This is a genomic window from Microbacterium sp. MDV22-iso44, assembly GCF_058629135.1.
The window spans coordinates 411905-433818 of sequence record NZ_JBZVWS010000001.1 but is presented as its reverse complement, the minus strand read 5'-3'; the positions used below and the strand labels follow the sequence as shown (position 1 = coordinate 433818).

The following is a 21914-nucleotide window of genomic DNA, read 5'->3' as shown; positions in this document are numbered from 1 at the left end:
TACCCGGACGAACAGCTCCGAGCGGAGATCACATGAGCACTTTCGCCATCGGCGACCGCGACTTCCTGCTGGACGGCCGGCCCCATCGGATCATCTCCGGCGCGATGCACTATTTCCGGATCCATCCCGGCGACTGGGCCGACCGCATCCGCAAAGCACGCCTCATGGGGCTCAACACGATCGAGACCTACGTCGCCTGGAACGCGCACGAGCCCGTCGAGGGCCAGTGGAGCGAGGAGGACGGCCTGGACCTTGGCCGCTTCCTCGACCTGATCGCCGCCGAAGGGCTGCACGCCATCGTCCGCCCCGGCCCGTACATCTGCGCCGAGTGGCACAACGGGGGCCTCCCGACCTGGCTGACGGCGACCCCCGGCATCCGGTTGCGACAGACGGATGCCGCCTATCAGGCCGCGCTCGAGACCTACCTGCGCCGCGTGTACCGCATCGTCGCGCCCCGGCAGATCGACCGCGGCGGCAACGTCGTCCTCGTCCAGATCGAGAACGAGTACGGTGCCTACGGCTCGGACAAGGACTACCTGGCGGAGCTGGTCCGCGTCACGAGGGATGCGGGCATCACGGTGCCGCTCACCACGGTCGACCAGCCCGAGCCCGACATGCTCGAGGCCGGGTCGCTCCCCGGCATCCATCTGACCGGTTCGTTCGGCTCACGGGCCGGCGAACGTCTCGCGACCCTCCGACAGCACCAGCCCACGGGACCCCTCATGTGCTCGGAGTTCTGGGACGGATGGTTCGACTGGTGGGGCAGCACGCATCACACGACGGATGCCGGCGCCGCCGCTGCCGAACTGGACGACCTCCTGGCCGCCGGAGCCTCGGTGAACATCTACATGTTCCATGGCGGGACGAATTTCGGGACGACGAACGGCGCGAACGACAAGGGCCGATACCTGCCCATCGTGACGTCCTACGACTACGACGCCCCGCTCGACGAAGCCGGCGATCCCACGGCGAAGTTCCACGCGTTCCGAGAGGTGATCGCGAAGTACGCCGACGTCCCGGACGACGTGCCGCCGTCGGCGACGCCCCGTCCGGAGTTCTCCGTCGCCCTGACTCCGCGCCGCACGTCCGACGCCGGAGTGCAGCGCTCACTGCCCGGGAGGGTCACGTTCGAGGATGCCGCTCACACCGGCACGCTCCTCCGCTACGACGTCGCCCTGCCGGACGGATTTCCCGGCGGCGTCCTCGCGATCGGCGAGGTCCGCGACCAGGCGTGGGTCTCGGTCGACGGCGTCCGGATCGGATCGCTCTCGCGGACGCGCCACGAACACGCCCTCCGGCTGCCACGGGGCTCGGCGCTCTCGATCCTGGTCGAGGAGCAGGGGCGTGTGAACTACGCCGAACGGCTGGGCGAGGTGAAGGGTCTCATCGGTCCGGTGACCGTCGACGGCCGGGATCTCGCAGGCTGGCGGACGACGCCGGTCCTCCTCGAGGACGCCTCGGCGGCGCCCGAGCTGTCGGTGGCGGAGGGCGCTTTCGACCTCGAGACAGTGACCGACCTCTACCTCGACACCACGGGGTGGGGGAAGGGGTACGTCTTCGTCGGCGACTTCCTGCTCGGTCGCTACTGGTCCAACGGACCGCAGCAGACGCTCTACGTGCCGGCGCCCGTCACCCGTGCCGGAAGGAACACCCTGACGGTCGTCGAGCTCGAACAGCCTCTGGCCGAGACGGCGCGGTTCGTTCCCCGTCCCCTTCTCGGCCCGCTGGAGGAGTGATCAGGCTCCGACGGTGACCCCGGGCGCGAAGGCGACGTAGCCCGAGAAGTCCGCACCCACACGGTCGAATGCGGACGGGTACGGGTTCGGGTACGACCAGGCGCCGTCGGACAGGCGTTCCGAACCGGCCTCGATGTGGAAGTACTGACATTCGCCCTTCCACGGGCACGTGTACGGCGTCGGGCTCTCGACCAGCACGCCCTCCTTGACGGATGCCGGCGGGAAATAGGCGTTCCCTTCGATCCGGATGATCTCGTCGTCATTCGCCTCTGCGATGACCGTCTCGCCGATGGTCGCCTTCATGTCGTTCTCCGCTCATCCGGTGGTGTGGCCTCAGCGTACGCCCGGCGGAGAGTAGCGTGGGCGGGTGGACGCAGTCGGACGAGCGAACGGTCCGGGTCTGCGGGCCTGGCTCATCTGGGGCACCGGTGTCGCCGCGTACATGTTGGCCGTCACCAACCGCACGTCCCTGGCTGCGGTGGGCGTCGACGCCGCCGACCGGTTCCAGGCGGATGCCGCGACCCTGTCGCTGTTCGCGGTGGTCCAGCTCGCCGTCTACGGCGGTATGCAGATCCCCGTGGGCGTCCTCCTCGACCGCTACGGCTCCCGACCCATCATCACGATCGGGATGCTGCTGATGGCGGCCGGCCAGCTGACGATGGCCCTGTCCCCCAGCGTCGGCGTGGCGATCGTCGCGCGCATGCTGCTCGGAGCGGGCGATGCCGCCGTCTTCCCCGCTGTCCTTCGCCTGGTGGCGACGTGGTTCCCGGCACAGCGCGGGCCGCTCATGGTGCAGTTGACCGGCATCCTCGGGCAAGCGGGTCAGCTCATCGCGGTCATCCCCATCGCCGCCGTCCTCCACGCGACGGACTGGAGCGTGACGTTCGGGGGGATCGCCGGGCTCTGCGTGCTCTTCGCGATCCTCGTCTCCGCGATCGTCCGCAACCGCCCGCCCGAACTCGCGCGCGACGTCAGCGTCGACACCGACACCGGCGCCATCCGCGTCGTGACGTCGACGATCGACACCGGGGTCGGCATCCGCGCAGCACTCGCCCACCCGGGGACGCGACTGGCTTTCTGGTCGCACTTCACGACGCCTTTCGCGGGCACCGCGTTCATCCTGCTGTGGGGTTTCCCGTACCTCACCGCGGGCGAAGGGCTCACCGTGGGCCAAGCCGGCGCGCTCACCTCGATCTACGTCTTCGCCGGGATGGCGCTCGGTCCCGTCCTCGGAGAGCTGTCGCGGAGAGCGCCCCACCGGAGATCGCGTGCCCTCGTGCTTCCCGCTGTCGGGTTCCAACTGCTGGCGTGGTCGGCCGTCATCCTCTGGCCGGGGCGTTCACCGATCTGGCTCCTCGTCGTCCTGCTCATCGCCCTCGCCATGGGCGGGCCGGCATCGATGATCGCCTTTGACCACGCTCGGACGCACAATCCGTCGCACCGGCTCAGCACGGCGACCGGGGTCACCAATGCGGGTGGCTTCCTCGCCGCCCTCCTCGCGATCTTCGCGATCGGCTTCGTGCTCGATCTGCAGGGAGCGGGCACCCCCGACACCTACCGACTCGATGCCTTCCGCATCGCGTTCCTCGTGCAGATCCCGCTGTGGGTCCTCGGTGCGGTGTTCATCAGCATCGAACGGCGGCGCACCCGCATCCATATCGGGATGGACCAGCCCCGCCGGCGCGTCTGACCGGAACGACGAACGACCCGCTCCGGGAGGAACGGGTCGTTCGATGTCTGTCGCGTGTCAGACGGTGCCGTCTCCCGACGTCCGCGTCTCGGAGCGGGTGACCCGCTCCCCCGCGACGGGGTCCACCGTTCGGACGGTGGACTCGCTGGAACGCCGACGCATCATCAGCACGAGGCCGAGGATGAAGACGACGACACCGGCGCCCATCAGGATGTAGCCGATCAGGTCGAGGTCGACGTACTGGACGTCGACGTCGATGGCGAACGTCAGGATGGCTCCGATGACGAACAGCACGATTCCGGTTCCGATGCTCATGCGCACACTCCCTCTCTTGGCGGTGTGCTCCGATCATCCCCGACCCTGACAGGAACCTGATAGCCCTTGACAGGGGGCGGAATCAGGCTGTGGCTCGCGGTTGGACGGTGAGCCAGTCACCGTATTTGGCCGGTCGGCCGTCGCCGGAGGATGTGCCCGTGAGACGTCGCCGAAGCCACGGGCCGAGGTGTTCGCGGAAGTAGCGGGCGCGACTCAGGGACACCGCCGAGTCCGCCTCGTCGAGCCGCCACCATTGCGCGGGCGGTCGTTCGCCGACGGCCTCGAGGACGCGTGCCGCGACCCGATGGTGGCCTCGGGAGTTCATGTGGAGACGATCCGCCGACCAGAACGAGGGATCCGAGAGCTCGGCGTCCGGCCAGTTGAGCGCGACGACGAGGTCATCACGACCGCGGATCCGTTCCGTCACCGCGCGCGACAGCTCATCGCCGCGGCGCTGGATGAGCCCCGACAGCGGCAGTTGCGCCGACGGGTTGGCCCCCGACAGGACGATCATCGTGACGCCCTCTTCATCGCAGCGCCGCAGCACCTGCGAGAAGACGTCGGCGACACGGGCGATGGGAGTGCGGGGGCGGAGCATGTCGTTGCCGCCGCCGTTGAACGAGAGGTGCGTCGGGTTCAGGGCGAGGGCGCGCTCCAACTGCTCGTCGACGATCGGTCCGATGAGCTTGCCGCGTACGGCGAGGTTCGCGTACGAGATCGCCTCGCCTCGCGAATCGGCCCATCCCTGCGCGACCAGGTCGGCCCAGCCTCGGACCGTCCCGTCGGGCAGCTCGTCACCCACGCCCTCCGTGAACGAATCCCCGATCGCGACGTAGCGGACTTCCTGTGACATCCCGCCAGCCTACGAGTCGCAGCCGTCGATCAGTCCGCGAGGCTGCGACCTCGCGACTCGGCGAGCCCCCACGCGGCGGCCGCCGCGACCGCGAAGAAGGCACTCAGCACGATGAAGACGAGCGGGATGCCGCCGAGCGCTTGGAGCGCGGGGACGACCGGAGGCGCGAGGATCGAGGCGATGCGGCCGATGCCCGCCGCCCAGCCGGCACCGGTCGCCCGAAGGGTCGTGGCGTAGGTCTCGGGCGTCACGGCGTAGAGGGCGCCCCAGGCGCCGAGGTTGAAGAACGACAGCGCCATCCCCGTGGCGAGGATCATCGGCACCGTCGTCGCCTGTCCGAACAGGATCGCGGCGACCGCGGAACCGGCGAGGAACACCGAGAGCGTCGCGCGCCGCCCCCACTTCTCGATCAGCCACGCGGCGACGGCGTATCCGGGCAGCTGGGCCAGGGTGATGAGCAGCGTGAACTCGAAACTGCGCACCAGACCGAACCCCTGCGACACGAGGAGCGTCGGGATCCAGATGAAGGCGCCGTAGTACGAGAAGTTCACGCAGAACCAGACGACCCAGAGTGCGGCGGTGCGCACGCGCACGTCGGGGGCCCAGAGGCCGCGCAGCCGCATCCCCACCGTCGTCGCGGGTGCTGCCGGGGCGTCCGGGGCGAGCGCGGAGTCGGTCGACGTCCGTCCGAACAGTGGGCGCGATGCTTCGAGGTCGGAGACGACCCGCTCCGCGTCGGAGACCCGTCCGCGGGAGGCAAGCCAGCGTGGCGACTCGGGGAGACCCCAGCGCACCACGAGGGCGTAGACCGCGGGGACGGCGCCGATCGCGAGGGCCCAGCGCCACCCCTCGGCGACCGACGGGATGACGAGGTAGCCGATGAGAGCGGATGCCGTCCACCCGACGGCCCAGAAGGCTTCGAGCACGACGATGATCCGCCCGCGCATCCGGGCCGGCGCGAACTCGCTCACGTAGGTGCTGGCGACGGGCAGCTCGGCGCCGAGCCCCAGTCCCACCAGGAACCGCAGCGCGATCAGAGCCACGAGACCACCGGCGAGGGCGCTCGCGCCGGTGGCGACGCCGTAGACGAGCAGGGTGAGGGCGAAGACCGATCGACGGCCGATGCGGTCGGCGAGCAGACCGCCGACGGTCGCGCCGATCGCCATGCCCGCGAAGCCCGCGGAGGCGATCCACGATGTCGAGGCCGGCGTGAGGTCCCACTCGCTGACCAGCGCGGCGATGACGAAGGAGATCAGCCCGACGTCCATCGCGTCCAGGGCCCAGCCGGCGCCCGAACCGGTCAGGACACGCAGGTGGGTCCGGGTGAACGGCAGACGGTCGAGCCGGCTGGCGACGGAGCCCGTCGTGGTCGTGGTCATCCCTGCATCGTACGAGGGGAGCGCCGATCCGGGCTCACTCGCCGAGCATCTCGCGGACCATCGGAATCACCTTGGTGCCGTAGAGCTCGATCGAACGCATCAGCTTCTCGTGCCCGAGGGTGCCGTTGGCGTACTTGAGATCGAATCGCGAGGCGCCGAGGGTCGTGATGGTGTCGGCGATCTTGCGCGCCACCGTCTCGGGCGATCCGGCGTAGATCGAACCCTCCGGACCGACCTCGTGCTGGAACCGCATGCGGCTGTAGGGAGGCCAGCCGCGGTCGCGGCCGATCGAGTTGTTCTGCGCTTCGAAGCCCGGGTAGGCCTCTTCCCACGCCTGCTCGTCCGTGTCGGCGATGTACCCCGGAGAGTGGATGCCGATGGGCTGAGCCTCGGTGCCGAGCTCGCCGATGGCGCGGTGGTAGAGGTCGACGTAGGGGCGGAAGCGGGCCGCCGGGCCGCCGATGATGGCCAGCATCAGCCCGTACCCGTAGCGGGCGGTGCGGATGACCGACTCCGGCGATCCGCCCACGCCCACCCAGGCGCGGAAGCCGTGCTCGGTCTTCGGGAAGACGTCTGCGTCGGTGAGGGGGGCCCGGGTCGATCCCTGCCACGTGACCGGCTTCTCCGTCCGGAGCAGCGAGAACAACTCGAGCCGCTCTTCGAAGAGGGCTTCGTAGTCGGAGAGGTCGAACCCGAAGAGCGGGAAGGACTCGATGAAGGATCCGCGTCCGAGGATGACCTCAGCGCGACCGTTCGAGATCGCCGACAGCGTCGCGAAGCGCTCGTAGACGCGTACCGGATCGTCGCTGGAGAGGACGGTCACAGCGGTGCCGACGCGGATGCGTTCGGTCTGCGCGGCGATCGCCGCGAGGACGATCTCGGGGCTCGACACGGAGTAGTCCGCGCGGTGGTGCTCCCCCACGCCGATGAAGTCGACGCCCACCTGGTCGGCGAGAGTCGCCTGCGCGATGAGATTCCGGATCGCCTGAGCGCCCGACACCTTGTCGCCGTTCTCATCGACGGTGATGTCGCCGAACGTGTCCAGGCCCAGTTCCACAGCGGTCATGTCCGCCCCTTTCATTCACATGCATGAACGTCGGGGGATGCCGGATATTCCCGGCATCCCCCGACGGAGAGTTTCGACGTCTTGTCAGCTGTCGCGCAGGGCGGCACGGAGGGTGTCGAGCCCGACGCCGCCGAGGCGGAGTGCTCGCATGTGGAAGCTCTTGATGTCGAAGTCGGAACCCCCGCGCTGAGCGGCCTCGTCGCGGATCTGCTCCCAGATCCGCTGACCGACCTTGTACGACGGTGCCTGACCCGGCCACCCGAGGTAGCGGTTCACCTCGAACTGGATGAACTCGTCGGACATGTTGACGTTCCGCCGCATGAACTCGAGAGCGTAGTCGGCATCCCACGTCCCGGTGCCGTCGAGGCGCGGTTTGCCGAGATGGACGCCGATGTCGAGGACCACGCGGGCCGCCCGCATCCGCTGTCCGTCGAGCATGCCCAGGCGGTCCGCGGGGTCGTCGAGGTACCCGAGCTCCGCCATGAGTCGCTCGGCGTACAGGGCCCACCCCTCGGCATGTCCGCTGGAACCGGCGAGCAGGCGCCGCCACGAGTTCAGCTCGGTCCGGTTGTAGACCGCCTGCGCGATCTGCAGGTGGTGCCCCGGAACACCCTCGTGGTAGACCGTCGTGAGCTCGCGCCAGGTGTCGAAGGTGTCGACGCCCTCGGGGACCGACCACCACATCCGGCCGGGCCGCGAGAAGTCGTCCGTCGGGCCGGTGTAGTAGATGCCGCCCTCGTTCGTCGGCGCGATCATGCATTCGAGGCGGCGGATCGGGTCGGGGATGTCGAAGTGGGTGCGTCCGAGCTCCTCGACGGCGCGATCGCTGGTCTCCTGCATCCACTTCTGCAGCGCCTCGGTGCCGCGCAGCTTCCGCGCCTCGTCCTGCTCGAGGAAGGCGACGGCCTCCTCGACGCTGGCACCGGCCTGGATCTCGTTCGCGATCGACTCCTGCTCGGCGACCATCCGCGAAAGCTCCTCGACACCCCACTCGTAGGTCTCGTCGAGGTCGATCGTCGCGCCGAGGAACCGACGCGAGTGGAGCGCGTAGAGCTCCCGGCCCACGGCATCCACCTCGGAGGCCGCTGGCGCCAGTTCGTCGCGGAGGAACGCCGCGAGCTGGTCGTACGCGACACGCGCGGCGCCCGAATTGTCGGCGAGCTCGCGCGCGAGCGAGGCGGGAAGGTGACCGTCGGCGGGGGCCGCATCGCCGACGAAGGTCGCGAAGAAGCCGGTGTCGCTCGTGTATCGCGCGATCTGCGTCACGACCTCGCGGACCTGGCGACGCGCGGGGACGACACCCTCGGCGATGCCCCGCCGGAGCGTCTCGATGTATCCGCCGAGCGCCGTCGGGATGGCCGCGAGGCGCGTGGCGACGACGGACCAGTCCTCGACGGTGTCGGTCGGCATGAGGTCGAACGCCGCGCGGATGTCCTGAGACGGCGAGGCGATCACGTTGAGGTCGCGCAGGTGCGACTTCGCCGCGTGCAGGTCGAGCTGCAGCCCGAGCTCCGCCGAGAGGTCCATCTTCGTGACCTCGTCGACGTCATCGACCGCGTCCGCGGCCTGCAGGGCGCGAAGCGTCTCGCCCGCCGCAGCAGCGAGGCGGTCGTGTCCCTCCGGTGAGAAGTCATCGAGACGGCCGTTGTGCTCGGTGCGTCCGATGTAGGTCGCGAGACTCGGTGAGAGCTCTGCCAGCGTGTCCACCCAGCGGTCCGCGATCGTGTCGATCGGAGTGGGCGTGCGTTGTGCGTCGGTCATCCCTCGAGCGTAGAGCGTCGCACCGCCGGACGTCAGTGAGCCGCTTCGTCCCAGTCGGTGCCGCGGCCGATCTGCACGTCGAGCGGGACGGAGAGTTCCGCCGCGTCCCCCATCCGGGCGCGGACGATCTCCTCGACTGCGTCCCACTCCCCCGTCGCCACCTCGACGACGAGTTCGTCGTGGATCTGCAGAAGCACGCGCGACGCCAGACCCTTCTCACGGAGGTCGCTGTGGATCTCGACGAGCGCGATCTTCATGATGTCGGCCGCGCTGCCCTGGATGGGGGCGTTGAGCGCCGCGCGCTCGGCGTTCTCGCGGAGCACGCGGTTCGGGCTCGTCAGGTCGGGGAACGGTCGGCGGCGTCCGAAGATCGTCTCGGTGTAGCCGTCGATCCGCGCCTGCTCGACGGACGAGCGCAGATAGTCGCGCACGGAACCGAAGCGGGCGAAGTACTCGAGCATGAGCTGCTTCGCCTCGGACTGCTCGATGCGCAGCTGCTTCGACAGACCGAAGGCACTCAGCCCGTAGACGAGGCCGTACGACATCGCCTTCACCTTCGTGCGCATCGGCGCCGTCACCTCGGCGGGCTCCACGCCGAACACACGGGCGCCGACGAAGCGGTGCAGGTCCTCACCCGAGTTGAAGGCCTCGATGAGCCCCGGATCACCCGACAGGTGCGCCATGATGCGCATCTCGATCTGCGAGTAGTCCGCCGTCAGCAGGGTCTCGTAGCCCTCGCCGACTTCGAATGCTTCGCGGATGCGGCGCGACTCCTCGTTGCGGATCGGGATGTTCTGCAGGTTCGGGTCGGTGCTCGAGAGGCGACCCGTCTGACTGCCGGTCTGCACGTAGGTCGTGTGGATACGGCCGTCGTCGGCGATGCCGACCGTCAGCGACTCGATGATCTGGCGGAGCTTCGACGCCTCACGGTGCTGGAGGAGAAGCCCCAGGAACGGATGCGGGTGGGATTCCTGAAGGTCGGCGAGGACCGCGGCATCCGTCGAGTACCCCGTCTTCGTCTTGCGGGTCTTCGGCAGCTCCAGCTGGTCGAAGAGCACCTCCTGCAGCTGCTTGGGCGAGCCGAGGTTCACCTCGCGCCCGATGATGCCGTATGCCTCCTGCGCGATCGCGTCGGCTCGTGCGGCCAGCTCGCCCGAGAAGCCCGAGAGCTTGTCGCGCGAGACCGAGACCCCCGCGAGCTCCATGTCGGCGAGGGCGTCGAGGGACGGGAGCTCGATATCGGTCAGGACGGCGCCGACGGATGCCGGGAGCTCCGCCCGTTCAGCCTCGGCCACCCGCAGGGCGAACCAGGCGAGCTGACCCGGCGTCGCGCCCTCGGTCTCGGGGACCAGCTGGGACGGGTCGGCTTCGGGCAGCTTCTCGTCGAGGTAGCGGTCGACGAGGTCGGCGAGGGTCTTGTCGGGCAGGCTCGGACGCAGCAGCCATCCCGCGAGCAGGACGTCGAACGTCAGCCCGCTCAGCCGAACGCCGGCGCGGCGGAGGGCCTTCACCTGCGGCTTCGCGTCGGTCATGATCTTCGCGGCGTCGCTCCCGAGCCACGGGGCGAGCGCCTCGCGGGCGCTCTCGTCCCAGTCGACCTCGTGGACCGTGTCGGACGTCGCGACGCCGAGGCGCGTCGGAAGACCGCCGGCGACGGTGACCGTCAGGGCCAGTTCGCCCGTCTGCTGCGTCAGCCACACAGCCAGGGTCGCGGCATCCGTCTGCTGCGGTTCGGGCGCCGAGACCTCGGGCGCGGGCGGCTCGTCGGTCGCGTCGAATGCTTCGAACACCCGCGGCAGAAGGGTGCGGAACTCCAGACGAGCGAAGATGTCGCGGACCGCCTGGGTGTCGAGCGGGCGGATGACGAGGTCCTCGGGCGCGTACTCGAGTTCGACGTCGCGCAGAAGGCGGTTGAGCTGACGGTTGCGACGGACGTCGTCGAGGTGCTCGCGGAGGTTTCCGCCGACGACACCCTTGATCTCATCGGCGCGCTCGAGGAGCGCATCGAGCGAACCGAACTGGGTGATCCACTTGACCGCGGTCTTCTCCCCCACCTTCGGGACGCCGGGCAGGTTGTCGCTCGTCTCGCCCACCAGCGCGGCGATGTCCGGGTAGTTCTCGGGCGGGAGGCCGTACTTCTCGACGACCGCGTCGGGGGTGTAGCGCTTCAGCTGCGAGACGCCCTGGACGCTCGGGTAGAGGAGCGTGACGTCCTCGGTCACCAGCTGGATCGTGTCACGGTCGCCGGAGCACACGAGCACCTGGTAGCCGCTCTCGACGCCCTGCGTCGCGAGGGTCGCCAGGATGTCGTCGGCCTCGAAGTCCTCCTTCGTCAGCACCGGCACGCCCATGGCGGCGAGGCAGTCCTGCAGCAGCGGGATCTGCCCCTTGAACTCGGCGGGCGACTCGGAGCGGTTGGCCTTGTACTCCTCGTAGACGCGCGTGCGGAACGACTGCCGCGACGTGTCGAAGGCGACGGCCAGGTGCGTCGGCTTCTCTGCCTTGACGAGGTTCACGAACATCGAGAGGAAGCCGTAGATCCCGTTGGTGTGCTGCCCGTCCTTCGTCGAGAAGTTGTCGACGGGAAGGGCGTAGAACGCCCGGTAGGCCAGCGAGTGGCCGTCGACGACGAGCAGAGTAGGCTTTCCGGAGTCGCTCACCCGACCAGCCTAGTTCGGGCCCGCGACATCGACTTCCCCCGCGTTGCCCCGTCGGCACCGCTCGATCCACGAGGTGAATCGCCATGCCCGAGTCCGCGTCCTTCCCCTCCGACGCGCTCGAATGGGTCACGAGCCGGGGCATGGGAGCCCTCGCCGAGAAGATGGGCATGGAGTTCACCGAGTTCTCGCCTGAGCGGGCCGTGGCGCGGATGCCGGTGGCCGGCAACACGCAGCCGGTCGGCCTCCTGCACGGCGGCGCCTACGTGGTCCTCGGCGAGTCGCTCGGGTCGATGCACGCCAACCTCCACGCAGGTCCCGGCCGTCTCGCGGTGGGCATCGACATCAATGCGACGCACACCCGTTCGGCGACCGAAGGATGGGTGACGGGGGTCTGCACCCCCCTGCACCTCGGCCGGAGCCTCACGGTCCACGAGATCGTCGTCTCCGACGATCAGGGTCGCCGGTGCTCGACGGTCCGGATCACCAACATGGTGCGGGACCTGCCGGCATCCTGATCCGCTCAGCGCGGGACGGCGAGCTTGAAGCCGACGTGCGAGTCGACGAACCCCAGGCGCGTGTAGAACCGGTGGGCGTCGGTGCGCGCGGCATCCGACGTCAACTGCACGACGGATGCTCCGACGGCAGGAGCGGCGACGTCGGCGACCCACGTCATCATCGCGGCGCCGATCCCCGCTGAACGCTCGGCGCTCGCGACTCGGACAGCTTCGACGAGGAGCCTCGTGCTGCCGCGACGCGCCATCCCGGGGATGACGGTGAGCTGCATCGTCCCGACGACGCGGTCGTCGCTCTCGACGACCAGCACGTCGTTGCTCTCCGAGTCCAGGGTGCGCAGCAATCCGCGGAGGTAGAGGCCCCGGTCCTCCGCGGCCGCCACATCTCCGCGACCGGCGCTGACCGGGTCGTCCGACAGCAGCGCCACGATCGCATCGAGGTCGTCCTGCGACGCACCCCGTAGTCGCACCGATCCGTTTCGCGATGCGAGGGTGACGGGGACGTCGAGTTCGTCGATCATGACGAAGGCGTCAGGCCTTCTTGGGAGCCAGCTGCTCGATGATGGCCTTGGCGACATCCTGCATCGTGAGGCGACGATCCATGGATGCCTTCTGGATCCAGCGGAACGCCTCGGGCTCGGACAGACCCATCTTCTCGTTGAGCAGGCCCTTGGCCCGGTCGACGAGCTTGCGGGTCTCGAAGCGCTCGACCATGTCGGCGACTTCGGCTTCGAGCGTGATGATCTGCTCGTAGCGCGCGAGGGCGATTTCGATCGCCGGCAGGAGGTCGTTCGGGGTGAAGGGCTTCACGACGTAGGCCAGCGCACCGGCCTCGCTCGCCCGCTCGACGAGCTCCTTCTGGCTGAACGCGGTGAGGAGGACGACGGGGGCGACGTGGTTCTTGCTCAGCTTCTCGGCGGCGCTGATGCCGTCGAGGATGGGCATCTTCACATCCATGATGACGAGGTCGGGACGGAGCTCGGTGGCCAGCTGGACGGCGGTCTCGCCGTCGCCCGCCTCGCCGACCACATCGAAGCCGCTGTCGCGCAGGATCTCGACGATGTCGAGGCGGATCAGCGACTCATCCTCCGCGACGACGACGCGTCGCGGGGTGGGAGCTGCCTGGGGGGCGAGGGAGGGTTCCTGCTCAGTCACTCGTCCATCCTAGGCCAGGGCGCACCCGCATCCTGCGGTATCGTCGATCAGGCGCGCGCCGGTGTGGCGGAATGGCAGACGCGACCGACTCAAACTCGGTTGCCCGAAAGGGCGTGTGGGTTCGACTCCCACCACCGGCACCACAGCGAAACGGCGCCCCCGAGGGGGCGCCGTTTCGTGCATCACAGGCGAGGGATCAGCTCTCGGCCTTGTAGATCGGGGCCTTGCCGTGCACGGCGTCACCGATCTTGTGGATGCGGATGTCGTTGGTCGCACCGATGATTCCGGGAGGGGACCCGGAGATCACGACGACCTTGTCGCCCTCTTCGAGCAGGCCGCGCGACAGGAAGTAGTCGTCCACCTGCAGGAACATGAGGTCGGTGTGGGCGACGTGGTCGACGAGCGCCGACTGGATGCCCCACGTCATCGCCATCCGGCGACGGATCGCGGGCTCGATGGTGAAGGCGAGCATCGGGATGCCGGGGCGCAGGCGCGACATGCGACGCGCCGTGTCTCCCGACTCGGTGAAGAGGCAGATGTACTTGGCCTCGACGAACTCGGCGACCTCGTTCGCGGCGAGGGTGATGATGCCACCCTGCGTGCGGGGCTTGGCCGTGAGCGGGGGGATGCGCTCGAGACCGTGCGTCTCGGTCGCGTCGATGATGCGGGCCATCGTCTCGACGACGCCGACGGGGTGCTTGCCGACGCTCGTCTCGCCCGAGAGCATGACCGCGTCCGCACCGTCGAGGACGGCGTTGGCGACGTCGCTCGTCTCGGCGCGCGTGGGAACCGGGTTCTCGATCATCGTCTCGAGCATCTGCGTCGCGACGATGACGGGCTTGGCCATGCGGCGGCAGAGCTCGACGGCGCGCTTCTGGACGATCGGCACGGCCTCGAGGGGCAGCTCGACGCCGAGGTCGCCGCGGGCGACCATGATGCCGTCGAAGGCGTCGATGATCTCCTCGAGGGCGTCGACGGCCTGCGGCTTCTCGATCTTGGCGATGACGGGGACCTTGCGGCCCTCCTCCGCCATGATCTCGTGCACGCGGGTGACATCGGCGGCGTTGCGCACGAAGGACAGCGCGATGATGTCGGCGCCGGCGCGCAGGCCCCAGCGGAGGTCGGCCTCGTCCTTGTCGGACAGCGCGGGGACGTTGACGGCGACGCCGGGCAGGTTGATGCCCTTGTTGTTCGACACGTAGCCCGCGACGATGACCTCGGTCGTGACGACCGGACCCTCGACACCGGTGACCTGGACGCGGACCTTGCCGTCGTCGATCAGGAGGAAGTCGCCCTTGTTGACGTCTTCGGGCAGGCCCTTGAACGTCGTGCCGACGATGTCCTTCGTGCCGGAGATGTCTTCGGTCGTGATCTTGAAGACGTCGCCGACGGCGAGGAAGTGCGGGCCTTCGGCGAACCGGCCGAGCCGGATCTTGGGGCCCTGCAGGTCGACGAGGACGGCGACGGCACGGCCGGCGTCATCCGCCGCCTTGCGCACGTTCGCCAGGCGGGCGTCGTGGTCGGCGTAGTCGCCGTGGCTGAGGTTGAAGCGGGTCACGTCCACACCGGCGTCGATGATGGCACGGACCATCTCGTAGCTTTCGGTGGCGGGACCCAGAGTGGCGACGATCTTCGCGCGTCTCACAGAAATTGCTCCGTCGGGTAGTGATTCGGGAGTTGGGAACGGTCTCAGCCTAGGCGTGCTGGAGGCCGATCGCGACGTCGGTCGGTCGGACCGGCGCCGGGAGGCTGGTCGACCCCATCAGGTACTCGTCGACGGCCGAGGCCGCCGCGCGCCCTTCTGCGATCGCCCAGACGATGAGGGACTGACCACGACCGGCATCCCCGGCCACGAAGACACCCGGTGCCGTCGCCTGCCAGTCGTCCGCACGCTCGACGTTGCCGTTCGAGGTGAACACGGCGCCGAGCTGCTGCTCGAGCGCCGTGCGCTCGGGTCCGGTGAATCCCATGGCGATGAGCACGAGGTCGGCGGGGATCTCCCGCTCGGTGCCGCTCTTGGGGACGCGGCGGCCGTCGACGAACTCCGTCTCGGCCACCCGCAGGGCGCGCACCTCCCCCGCCTCGTTGCCGAGGAACTCGACGGTCGAGGCGAGGTACGAACGCTCGCCGCCCTCTTCGTGCGCCGAGGCGACCTCGAACAGGGTCGGCATCATGGGCCACGGCTGGTGATCGGGACGCGCCTCGGGCGGCTGCTTGCCGATCGCGAGGTTGGTGACGCTCAGGGCACCCTGGCGGTGCGCCGTGCCGATGCAGTCGGCCCCGGTGTCGCCGCCGCCGATCACGACGACGTGCTTGCCCTCGGCGTGGATCTGGTGAGGGACCTGATCGCCCGCGACAGCCTTGTTGGACTCGACGAGGTACTCCATGGCGAAGTGGACGCCGGCAAGGTCGCGCCCCGGGATCGCGAGGTCGCGCGGCACGGTCGAACCGGTGGCGATGACGACGGCGTCGTACCGCGCCCGCAGGTCGTCCCACGACAGGTCCTTGCCGATCTCGACGCCGGCGCGGAAGCGGGTGCCCTCGTCACGCATCTGCCGCAGTCGGGTCTCGAGGTGGCGCTTCTCCATCTTGAAGTCCGGGATGCCGTAGCGCAGCAGACCGCCGATGCGGTCGTCGCGCTCGTACACGGCGACCGTGTGCCCGGCGCGCGTGAGCTGCTGCGCCGCAGCGAGACCGGCGGGGCCCGAACCCACGACGGCCACCGTCTTGCCGGTCAGACGTCCCGGCGGCTCGGCCTCGACCCAACCGTGCGCGAACGCCTCGTCGATCGTGGAGACCTCGATCTGCTTGATCGTGACCGCCGGCTGGTTGATCCCCAGGACGCACGAGCTCTCGCAGGGCGCGGGACACAGGCGACCGGTGAACTCCGGGAAGTTGTTCGTCGCGTGCAACCGCTCGATGGCAGCGCGACCCTCCCCGCGCCAGGTGAGGTCGTTCCACTCCGGGATGAGGTTGCCCAGGGGGCATCCCTGGTGGCAGAACGGGACGCCGCAGTCCATACAGCGGCCGGCCTGGCGACGCAGCACGGCCTGGTCGCCCTGCTCGTACACCTCTTTCCAGTCCATGATGCGAACGGGGACGGGCCGGCGCGGCGGCAGCTCGCGCTCGGTGACTTTGAGGAAGCCCTTCGGGTCAGCCACGGGTCACCTCCAGGATGCGGTTCCAGACGACGTCGCTGTCGGGGTCGAGCCCCTCGGCGGCCGCCTCCTGGCGGGTTTTCAGGACGGCCGCGTAGTCACGCGGCAGGACGCGGGTGAAGTTCGCGACCTCGGTGTCGAGGTTCGCGAGCAGCCGCTCGGCGAGGTCCGATCCGGTCTCCTCGACGTGACGGACCAGCAGGTCGCGGAGGATCTCGACATCGCCGGCGCCGAGCTCGAGGAGCTCCAGCTCGCCGGTCGCGAGGGCCTCGCGGTTGATGAGGGCCCGGTCCAGGTGGTGGATGTAGGCCGATCCGCCGGACATGCCCGCTCCGAGGTTGCGGCCGGTGGGCCCCAGGATCACGGCGAGTCCGCCGGTCATGTACTCGAGCGCGTGGTCTCCGACGCCCTCGACGACAGCCGTGGCTCCGGAGTTCCGGACGAGGAACCGTTCGCCGACGACGCCTCGGAGGAACATCGAGCCGCGGGTCGCGCCGTAGCCGATCACGTTGCCGGCGATGACGTTCTTCGAGGCGTCGAAGGCGGCATCGCGGGGAGGCCGGACGACGATCTCGCCGCCCGACAGGCCCTTGCCGACGTAGTCGTTCGAGTCGCCCTCGAGACGCAGCGTGATGCCCGAGGGCAGGAAAGCGCCGAACGACTGCCCCGCCGATCCGGTCAGGTTGACCTCGATCGTGCCCGACGGCAGACCGTTCTCGCCGTGGGCCTTGGTGACGTGGTGTCCGAGCATGGTGCCGACGGCACGCTCGGTGTTGCGCACCGGGAGGTCGATCGTCACGTGCCCCCCGTGGGCGACGACATCGCGCGCCCGGTCGAGCAGGCCGACGTCGAAGTGCTCTTCGAGCTCATGGTCCTGCTCGCGCACGCGGTGACGGGGTGCATCCTCCTCGAACACGGGTCCGCGGAGGATGGGCGACAGGTCCAGCCCGTACGCCTTCCAGTGGTCGACCGCCGGCTGCACGTCGAGGACCTCGGTGTGACCGACGGCCTCTTCGATCGAGCGGAAGCCCAGCTCGGCCAGGTACTCCCGCACCTCCTGCGCGATGAACTCCATGAAGTTCACGACGTGATCGGCCTTACCGGAGAAGCGTTTGCGCAGTTCCGGGTTCTGCGTCGCGACACCGACGGGGCAGGTGTCGAGGTGGCACACGCGCATCATGATGCAGCCCTCGACGACGAGCGCGCTCGTCGCGAAGCCGAACTCCTCGGCGCCGAGCAGCGCCGCGATGAGCACGTCGCGTCCGGTCTTCAGCTGTCCGTCCGCCTGAACGACCACACGCCCGCGCATGTCGTTGATCATCAGCGTCTGCTGGGTCTCGGCGAGACCGAGTTCCCAGGGCGTGCCCGCGTGCTTCAGGGAGTTCAGCGGGCTCGCCCCCGTGCCGCCGTCGTGCCCCGAGACGAGGATGACGTCGGCCAGGGCCTTCGCCGTTCCCGCCGCGACCGCGCCGATGCCGGACTGACTGACGAGCTTCACGTGGACGCGCGCCGACGGGTTGGCGCGCTTGAGATCGAAGATCAGCTGCTTCAGGTCCTCGATCGAGTAGATGTCGTGGTGGGGCGGCGGTGAGATGAGTCCCACACCGGGCGTGCCGCCGCGCGTCCGCGCGATCCAGGGGTAGACCTTGCCGGGAGGCAGCTGCCCGCCCTCGCCGGGCTTCGCGCCCTGGGCGAGCTTGATCTGGATGTCGTCGGCGTGCGTCAGGTACATGCTCGTGACGCCGAAACGTCCCGAGGCGACCTGCTTGATGGCGCTGCGCCGTTCGGGGTCGAGGAGCCGGTCGACGTCCTCTCCGCCCTCGCCCGTGTTCGACTTCGCACCGAGTCGGTTCATCGCGATCGCGAGGGTCTCGTGCGCCTCCTTTGAGATGGAGCCGTAGCTCATCGCTCCGGTCGAGAAGCGCTTCACGATCGACGAGATCGGCTCGACCTCGTCGATGGGAACCGCGGGGCGGACGCCGGACTTGAGCCGGAAGAGGCCGCGCAGCGTCTTCAGGTCGGACGCCTGCTCGTCGATCATCTGCGTGTACTCGCGGAAGATGTCGTAGCGGCGCGTCCGGGTCGCGTGCTGCAGACGGAACACGGTGTCGGGGTTGAAGAGGTGGGATGCCCCGTCCCGCCGCCACTGGTACTCGCCGCCCGTCCAGAGCCGCTCGTGTGCACGCGCGGCCTGATCGGCGGGGTACGCGAACTCGTGACGGGCGAGGTTCTCGCGCGAGATCTCCTCGATCCCGATGCCCCCGAGCTTCGTCTCGGTGCCGGTGAAGTACGTGTCGATGAACTCCTGCGAGAGTCCGACGGCCTCGAAGACCTGGGCGCCCGCGTACGAGGACACCGTCGAGATGCCCATCTTGGACATGATCTTCAGCACGCCCTTGCCGAGCGCGTAGATCAGGTTGCGGACGGCCTTCTCGGGCTCGACGCCCGTGATGTACCCCGCGCGGACCAGGTACTCGACGGTCTCCATCGCGAGGTAGGGATTGACCGCCGACGCACCGTATCCGATCAGCGTCGCGACGTGGTGGACCTCGCGGACGTCGCCCGCCTCCACGACGAGACCGACCTTCATGCGGTTCTGGTTGCGGATGAGGTGGTGGTGGACGGCCGACAGGGTCAGCAGCGAGGGGATCGGCACGAGGTCCGACGTCGAGTCGCGGTCGCTGAGGATGATGAACTCGACACCGTCGGCGATGGCGGCATCCACCTCGGCGCAGATCTCGTCGAGCCGGGAGCGCAGCGAGTCCGCGTCGGCGTCTGCGCGGTACAGGCCCCGGATCGTGATGGAGCGGCGACCCGGCAGGGCGCGGTCGATGTTCTGCAGCTTCGCGAGCTCGTCGTTGTCGATGACCGGGAAGTCGAGGGTGATCACCCGGGTGTGGTCGGCGCCGGAGGCCAGGAGGTTGCGCTCGGGGCCGAGGCCGAGCCCGAGGGAGGTGACCACCTCCTCGCGGATCGAGTCGAGCGGCGGGTTCGTGACCTGCGCGAACTGCTGCACGAAGTAATCGAAGAGAAGGCGCGGCCGCTGGCTGAGGACGGCGATCGGCGTGTCCGAGCCCATCGCACCGAGGGGTTCGGCACCGGTCTGGCCCATGGGGGTCAGGAGGATGCGCACCTCCTCCTCGGTGTAGCCGAACGTGCGCTGACGCCGGGTGATCGAGGCGATCGGGTGCACGATGTGCTCGCGCTCGGGAAGGTCCTTGAGGCGGACGCGCCCTGCGTCGAGCCACTCCTGCCACGGGTGGAGCGAGGCGAGGTCGCGCTTGATCTCGTCGTCCTCGACGATGCGGCCCTGCGCCGTGTCGACGACGAACATGCGTCCCGGCCGGAGCCGACCGCGCCGCTTGATGCGCTGGGGCTCGAAGTCGAGCACACCCGTCTCACTTCCGATGACGACGAGGCCGTCCGTCGTCTCGGTCCAGCGACCGGGGCGCAGGCCGTTGCGGTCGAGCGTCGCGCCGACGAGCGAGCCGTCGGTGAAGATGAGCGCTGCCGGGCCGTCCCACGGCTCCATCTGCATCGAGTGGTAGTCGTAGAAGGCGCGCAGGTCGTCGGGGATGTCGGCCTGCTTCTCGTACGCCTCGGGGACCATCATCATGATCGCGTGCGGCAGGCTGCGGCCGGTCAACGTCAGCAGTTCGAGCACCTCGTCGAACGACGCGGAGTCGCTCTGGCCGGGGCTGCAGATCGGCAGCAGCGGACTGATGTCGCCGAGGAGCTCCGACTCGAGCTGGGACTGCCGCGCCCGCATCCAGTTGCGGTTGCCGTTGACGGTGTTGATCTCGCCGTTGTGGGCCAGCATCCGCAGCGGCTGGGCGAGCGGCCACGACGGGAAGGTGTTGGTCGAGTAGCGGGAGTGCACGACCGCGAGCTCGGTCGCGAAACGCTCGTCCTGCAGATCGGGGTAGAACGGCTCGAGCTGGAGCGTCGTCACCATGCCCTTGTAGCCGAGCGTGCGGCTCGACAGCGACACGAAGTACGCATCGAGCTCGTGCTGGGCGCGCTTGCGCAGGCGGTAGGTGCGGCGGTCCAGCGCGATGCCGGACAGCGCCGGCGCATCGCCGACGGCGGGCCGTGACACGAAGAGCTGCTCGAACGCCGGGCGTGCGTTGAACGCCAACTTGCCGAGGTTCTCATCCGCCGTCGGGACCACGCGCCACCCGAGGACCGTCAGGCCCTCGCTCGCCGCGATGTCCTCGACAGCCGCCTTCTGCGCGGCACGCTCATCGTGGTCGGTCGGCAGGAACGCGAGACCGACGGCGTACTCGCCGACCGCGGGCAGGTCGAAGTCGACGACCGCGCGCAGGAACGCGTCGGGCATTTGAGTCAGGATGCCGGCGCCGTCACCGGTACCGGCATCCGACCCGATGGCACCGCGGTGCTCGAGGTTTCGGAGCGCGGTGAGGGCGAGGTCCACGATGTCGTGGCCCGCCTCGCCGCGCAGAGTCGCGACCATCGCCAGACCGCAGGCGTCCTTCTCGAACGCCGGGTTGTACATCCCCTGCTTCGCAGGGAACGAACCACCGGTGATGGACCCGGCCGGCCGGGTCGTGGTGTCTTCGTGACGGGAGCTCGAGGGCATGCCTACCGTCCTCACATGGGTGCTCAACCTGGGACGACGTCGGCCCTGCGGTGCTATCGGGTGGTGAGGGAGCTTGTGGCCCCACCGGAGGATTCTTCGGACGCGGGGGGTGCGCTCACGTCCACGAAGTCATCGGTTCCCTGTGAGTGTACCCCGCCCGGCGGAGTCCATTCGCGACCCGGCTGGTACGGCGACGGCTCGAGCCCCGGGTGCCGACGCTTCTGCACGATCATGATGACCAGACCCACGATGACACCGAAGATCGCCGCCCACACGTTGGTGCGGAGACCGAGGTACACCTCGCTCGGATCGATGCGGATCGACTCCCAGACGATGCGACCGGCCGAGTACCAGACCAGGTAGAGGCCGAACAGGCGTCCCCACTGCAGCCGGAACCGGCGTCCCGCCGCAGCGATGATGATGACGCCCATGACGTTCCAGATGACCTCGTAGAGGAACGTCGGGTGGAACAGGGTGCCCACGGGCAGCCCGGCGGGCCACGCCGAGTTCGGGTAGTCGATCTCCAGACCCCAGGGCAGGTCGGTGGGAAGACCGTAGAGCTCCTGGTTGAACCAGTTGCCGAAACGTCCGAACGCCTGCGCCAGCAGAAGTGCCGGCGCGAGGGCGTCGGCGAACGTCCAGAAACGGATGCCGCTCCACTTGCAGCCGAGCCACGCGCCGATCGCACCGCCGATGAGGGCGCCGAAGATGGCGATGCCGCCCTCCCAGATCCGGAAGATCGCCCACAGGTCCTTGCCCTCGCCGAAGTAGAAGCCGGGGTGGGTCAGGACATGGAAGATGCGCGCGCCGATGATGGCCAGCGGGACGGCCAGCAGAGCGATGTCGATCACGACCCAGGGCTCCGCGCCGCGCGCGGTGAGGCGACGGTTGGTCCACAGCGTCGCGACGATGATGCCCGCCAGGATGCACAGGGCGTAGAAGTGGATCGTCAGCGGGCCGAGCTGGAACGAACTGATCGACGGGCTGGGGATGCTCGCGACGACAGAGAGGGCAGCAGAAGTCACGACG

The 21914-nt window shown here is 69.0% G+C and carries 16 protein-coding genes and 1 tRNA gene; 4 read left to right on the top strand and 13 right to left on the bottom strand.

Annotation, left to right across the window (positions count from 1 at the left end):
* The first annotated feature begins 32 nt into the window (after positions 1 to 32).
* On the top strand, positions 33 to 1736 hold the full coding sequence (locus AC4NN1_RS02140) for a glycoside hydrolase family 35 protein (protein ID WP_491954425.1): 1704 nt from the start codon (positions 33 to 35) through the stop codon (positions 1734 to 1736).
* On the opposite strand, the gene AC4NN1_RS02135 is transcribed toward AC4NN1_RS02140, so the two are convergent.
* Complete coding sequence (locus AC4NN1_RS02135; protein WP_018186787.1) at positions 1737 to 2039, bottom strand: DUF427 domain-containing protein; 303 nt, start codon at positions 2037 to 2039, stop codon at positions 1737 to 1739. It lies immediately after the preceding gene.
* A gap of 64 nt (positions 2040 to 2103) precedes the next feature.
* Between AC4NN1_RS02135 and AC4NN1_RS02130 the strand changes: the two genes are divergently transcribed.
* Complete coding sequence (locus AC4NN1_RS02130; RefSeq protein ID WP_491954424.1) at positions 2104 to 3426, top strand: MFS transporter; 1323 nt, start codon at positions 2104 to 2106, stop codon at positions 3424 to 3426.
* A gap of 57 nt (positions 3427 to 3483) precedes the next feature.
* On the opposite strand, the gene AC4NN1_RS02125 is transcribed toward AC4NN1_RS02130, so the two are convergent.
* The 6 genes from AC4NN1_RS02125 to polA all read right to left on the bottom strand — a co-directional run bounded on the left by AC4NN1_RS02125 (position 3484) and on the right by polA (position 11460).
* Positions 3484 to 3741, bottom strand: coding sequence for a DUF6458 family protein (locus AC4NN1_RS02125; protein WP_018186785.1), 258 nt, complete (start codon positions 3739 to 3741; stop codon positions 3484 to 3486).
* Between the two features lie 82 nt (positions 3742 to 3823).
* Positions 3824 to 4594, bottom strand: coding sequence for an SGNH/GDSL hydrolase family protein (locus tag AC4NN1_RS02120; RefSeq protein WP_491954423.1), 771 nt, complete (start codon positions 4592 to 4594; stop codon positions 3824 to 3826).
* 29 nt (positions 4595 to 4623) lie between these two features.
* Entirely contained in the window at positions 4624 to 5973 is a 1350-nt protein-coding gene (locus AC4NN1_RS02115; protein WP_491954422.1) for an MFS transporter, read from the bottom strand.
* A 34-nt stretch (positions 5974 to 6007) separates the two neighbouring features.
* Positions 6008 to 7039 (bottom strand): LLM class flavin-dependent oxidoreductase, encoded by a 1032-nt coding sequence (locus tag AC4NN1_RS02110; RefSeq protein ID WP_363458912.1) that lies wholly within the window; start codon positions 7037 to 7039, stop codon positions 6008 to 6010.
* Between the two features lie 84 nt (positions 7040 to 7123).
* Positions 7124 to 8800: a DUF885 domain-containing protein gene (locus AC4NN1_RS02105; RefSeq protein WP_018186781.1), complete on the bottom strand. Its 1677-nt coding sequence runs from the start codon at positions 8798 to 8800 to the stop codon at positions 7124 to 7126.
* 32 nt (positions 8801 to 8832) lie between these two features.
* Positions 8833 to 11460: a DNA polymerase I gene (gene polA, locus AC4NN1_RS02100; protein ID WP_020097279.1), complete on the bottom strand. Its 2628-nt coding sequence runs from the start codon at positions 11458 to 11460 to the stop codon at positions 8833 to 8835.
* Positions 11461 to 11543: 83 nt separating this feature from the next.
* Here polA and AC4NN1_RS02095 point away from each other — a divergent pair, with 83 nt between their 5' ends.
* Positions 11544 to 11975 carry a hotdog fold thioesterase gene (locus AC4NN1_RS02095; RefSeq protein ID WP_020097280.1) on the top strand — a complete coding sequence of 144 codons (432 nt, stop codon included), beginning with the start codon at positions 11544 to 11546 and terminating at the stop codon, positions 11973 to 11975.
* 5 nt (positions 11976 to 11980) lie between these two features.
* Here the strand turns inward: AC4NN1_RS02095 and AC4NN1_RS02090 are convergent, their stop codons facing one another.
* Both AC4NN1_RS02090 and AC4NN1_RS02085 read right to left on the bottom strand, forming a co-directional pair.
* The gene (locus AC4NN1_RS02090) at positions 11981 to 12493 is read right to left on the bottom strand and encodes a GNAT family N-acetyltransferase (RefSeq protein ID WP_018186778.1); all 513 of its coding nucleotides are present in this window, start codon (positions 12491 to 12493) and stop codon (positions 11981 to 11983) included.
* Positions 12494 to 12503: 10 nt separating this feature from the next.
* On the bottom strand, positions 12504 to 13127 hold the full coding sequence (locus AC4NN1_RS02085) for an ANTAR domain-containing response regulator (RefSeq protein WP_018186777.1): 624 nt from the start codon (positions 13125 to 13127) through the stop codon (positions 12504 to 12506).
* Positions 13128 to 13184: 57 nt separating this feature from the next.
* Between AC4NN1_RS02085 and AC4NN1_RS02080 the strand changes: the two genes are divergently transcribed.
* Positions 13185 to 13270 (top strand) — tRNA-Leu (locus AC4NN1_RS02080).
* Between the two features lie 53 nt (positions 13271 to 13323).
* Here the strand turns inward: AC4NN1_RS02080 and pyk are convergent.
* Genes pyk through lgt form a run of 4 tightly spaced genes read right to left on the bottom strand, consistent with a single transcriptional unit; the run spans position 13324 to position 21910 of the window.
* Positions 13324 to 14772, bottom strand: a complete 1449-nt coding sequence (gene pyk / locus AC4NN1_RS02075) for a pyruvate kinase (RefSeq protein WP_020097281.1) — start codon at positions 14770 to 14772, stop codon at positions 13324 to 13326.
* Positions 14773 to 14821: 49 nt separating this feature from the next.
* Positions 14822 to 16288, bottom strand: coding sequence for a glutamate synthase subunit beta (locus tag AC4NN1_RS02070; RefSeq protein ID WP_116229094.1), 1467 nt, complete (start codon positions 16286 to 16288; stop codon positions 14822 to 14824).
* Positions 16281 to 20885: a glutamate synthase large subunit gene (gltB, locus tag AC4NN1_RS02065; RefSeq protein ID WP_491954421.1), complete on the bottom strand. Its 4605-nt coding sequence runs from the start codon at positions 20883 to 20885 to the stop codon at positions 16281 to 16283. Before gltB ends, AC4NN1_RS02070 begins: the two co-directional genes overlap by 8 nt.
* 53 nt (positions 20886 to 20938) lie before the next feature.
* The gene (gene lgt / locus AC4NN1_RS02060) at positions 20939 to 21910 is read right to left on the bottom strand and encodes a prolipoprotein diacylglyceryl transferase (RefSeq protein ID WP_020097283.1); all 972 of its coding nucleotides are present in this window, start codon (positions 21908 to 21910) and stop codon (positions 20939 to 20941) included.
* Between the last annotated feature and the right edge of the window lie 4 nt (positions 21911 to 21914).

Bases quoted from the DNA above. Each gene is read 5' to 3' on its own strand.
- AC4NN1_RS02140 (WP_491954425.1), top strand. From the start codon at position 33: ATGAGCACTTTCGCCATCGGCGACCGCGACTTCCTGCTGGACGGCCGG.
- AC4NN1_RS02095 (WP_020097280.1), top strand. From the start codon at position 11,544: ATGCCCGAGTCCGCGTCCTTCCCCTCCGACGCGCTCGAATGGGTCACG.
- AC4NN1_RS02115 (WP_491954422.1), bottom strand. From the start codon at position 5,973: ATGACCACGACCACGACGGGCTCCGTCGCCAGCCGGCTCGACCGTCTG.
- AC4NN1_RS02125 (WP_018186785.1), bottom strand. From the start codon at position 3,741: ATGAGCATCGGAACCGGAATCGTGCTGTTCGTCATCGGAGCCATCCTG.
- AC4NN1_RS02120 (WP_491954423.1), bottom strand. From the start codon at position 4,594: ATGTCACAGGAAGTCCGCTACGTCGCGATCGGGGATTCGTTCACGGAG.
- AC4NN1_RS02090 (WP_018186778.1), bottom strand. From the start codon at position 12,493: ATGATCGACGAACTCGACGTCCCCGTCACCCTCGCATCGCGAAACGGA.
- AC4NN1_RS02105 (WP_018186781.1), bottom strand. From the start codon at position 8,800: ATGACCGACGCACAACGCACGCCCACTCCGATCGACACGATCGCGGAC.
- gltB (WP_491954421.1), bottom strand. From the start codon at position 20,885: ATGCCCTCGAGCTCCCGTCACGAAGACACCACGACCCGGCCGGCCGGG.
- AC4NN1_RS02110 (WP_363458912.1), bottom strand. From the start codon at position 7,039: ATGACCGCTGTGGAACTGGGCCTGGACACGTTCGGCGACATCACCGTC.
- AC4NN1_RS02135 (WP_018186787.1), bottom strand. From the start codon at position 2,039: ATGAAGGCGACCATCGGCGAGACGGTCATCGCAGAGGCGAATGACGAC.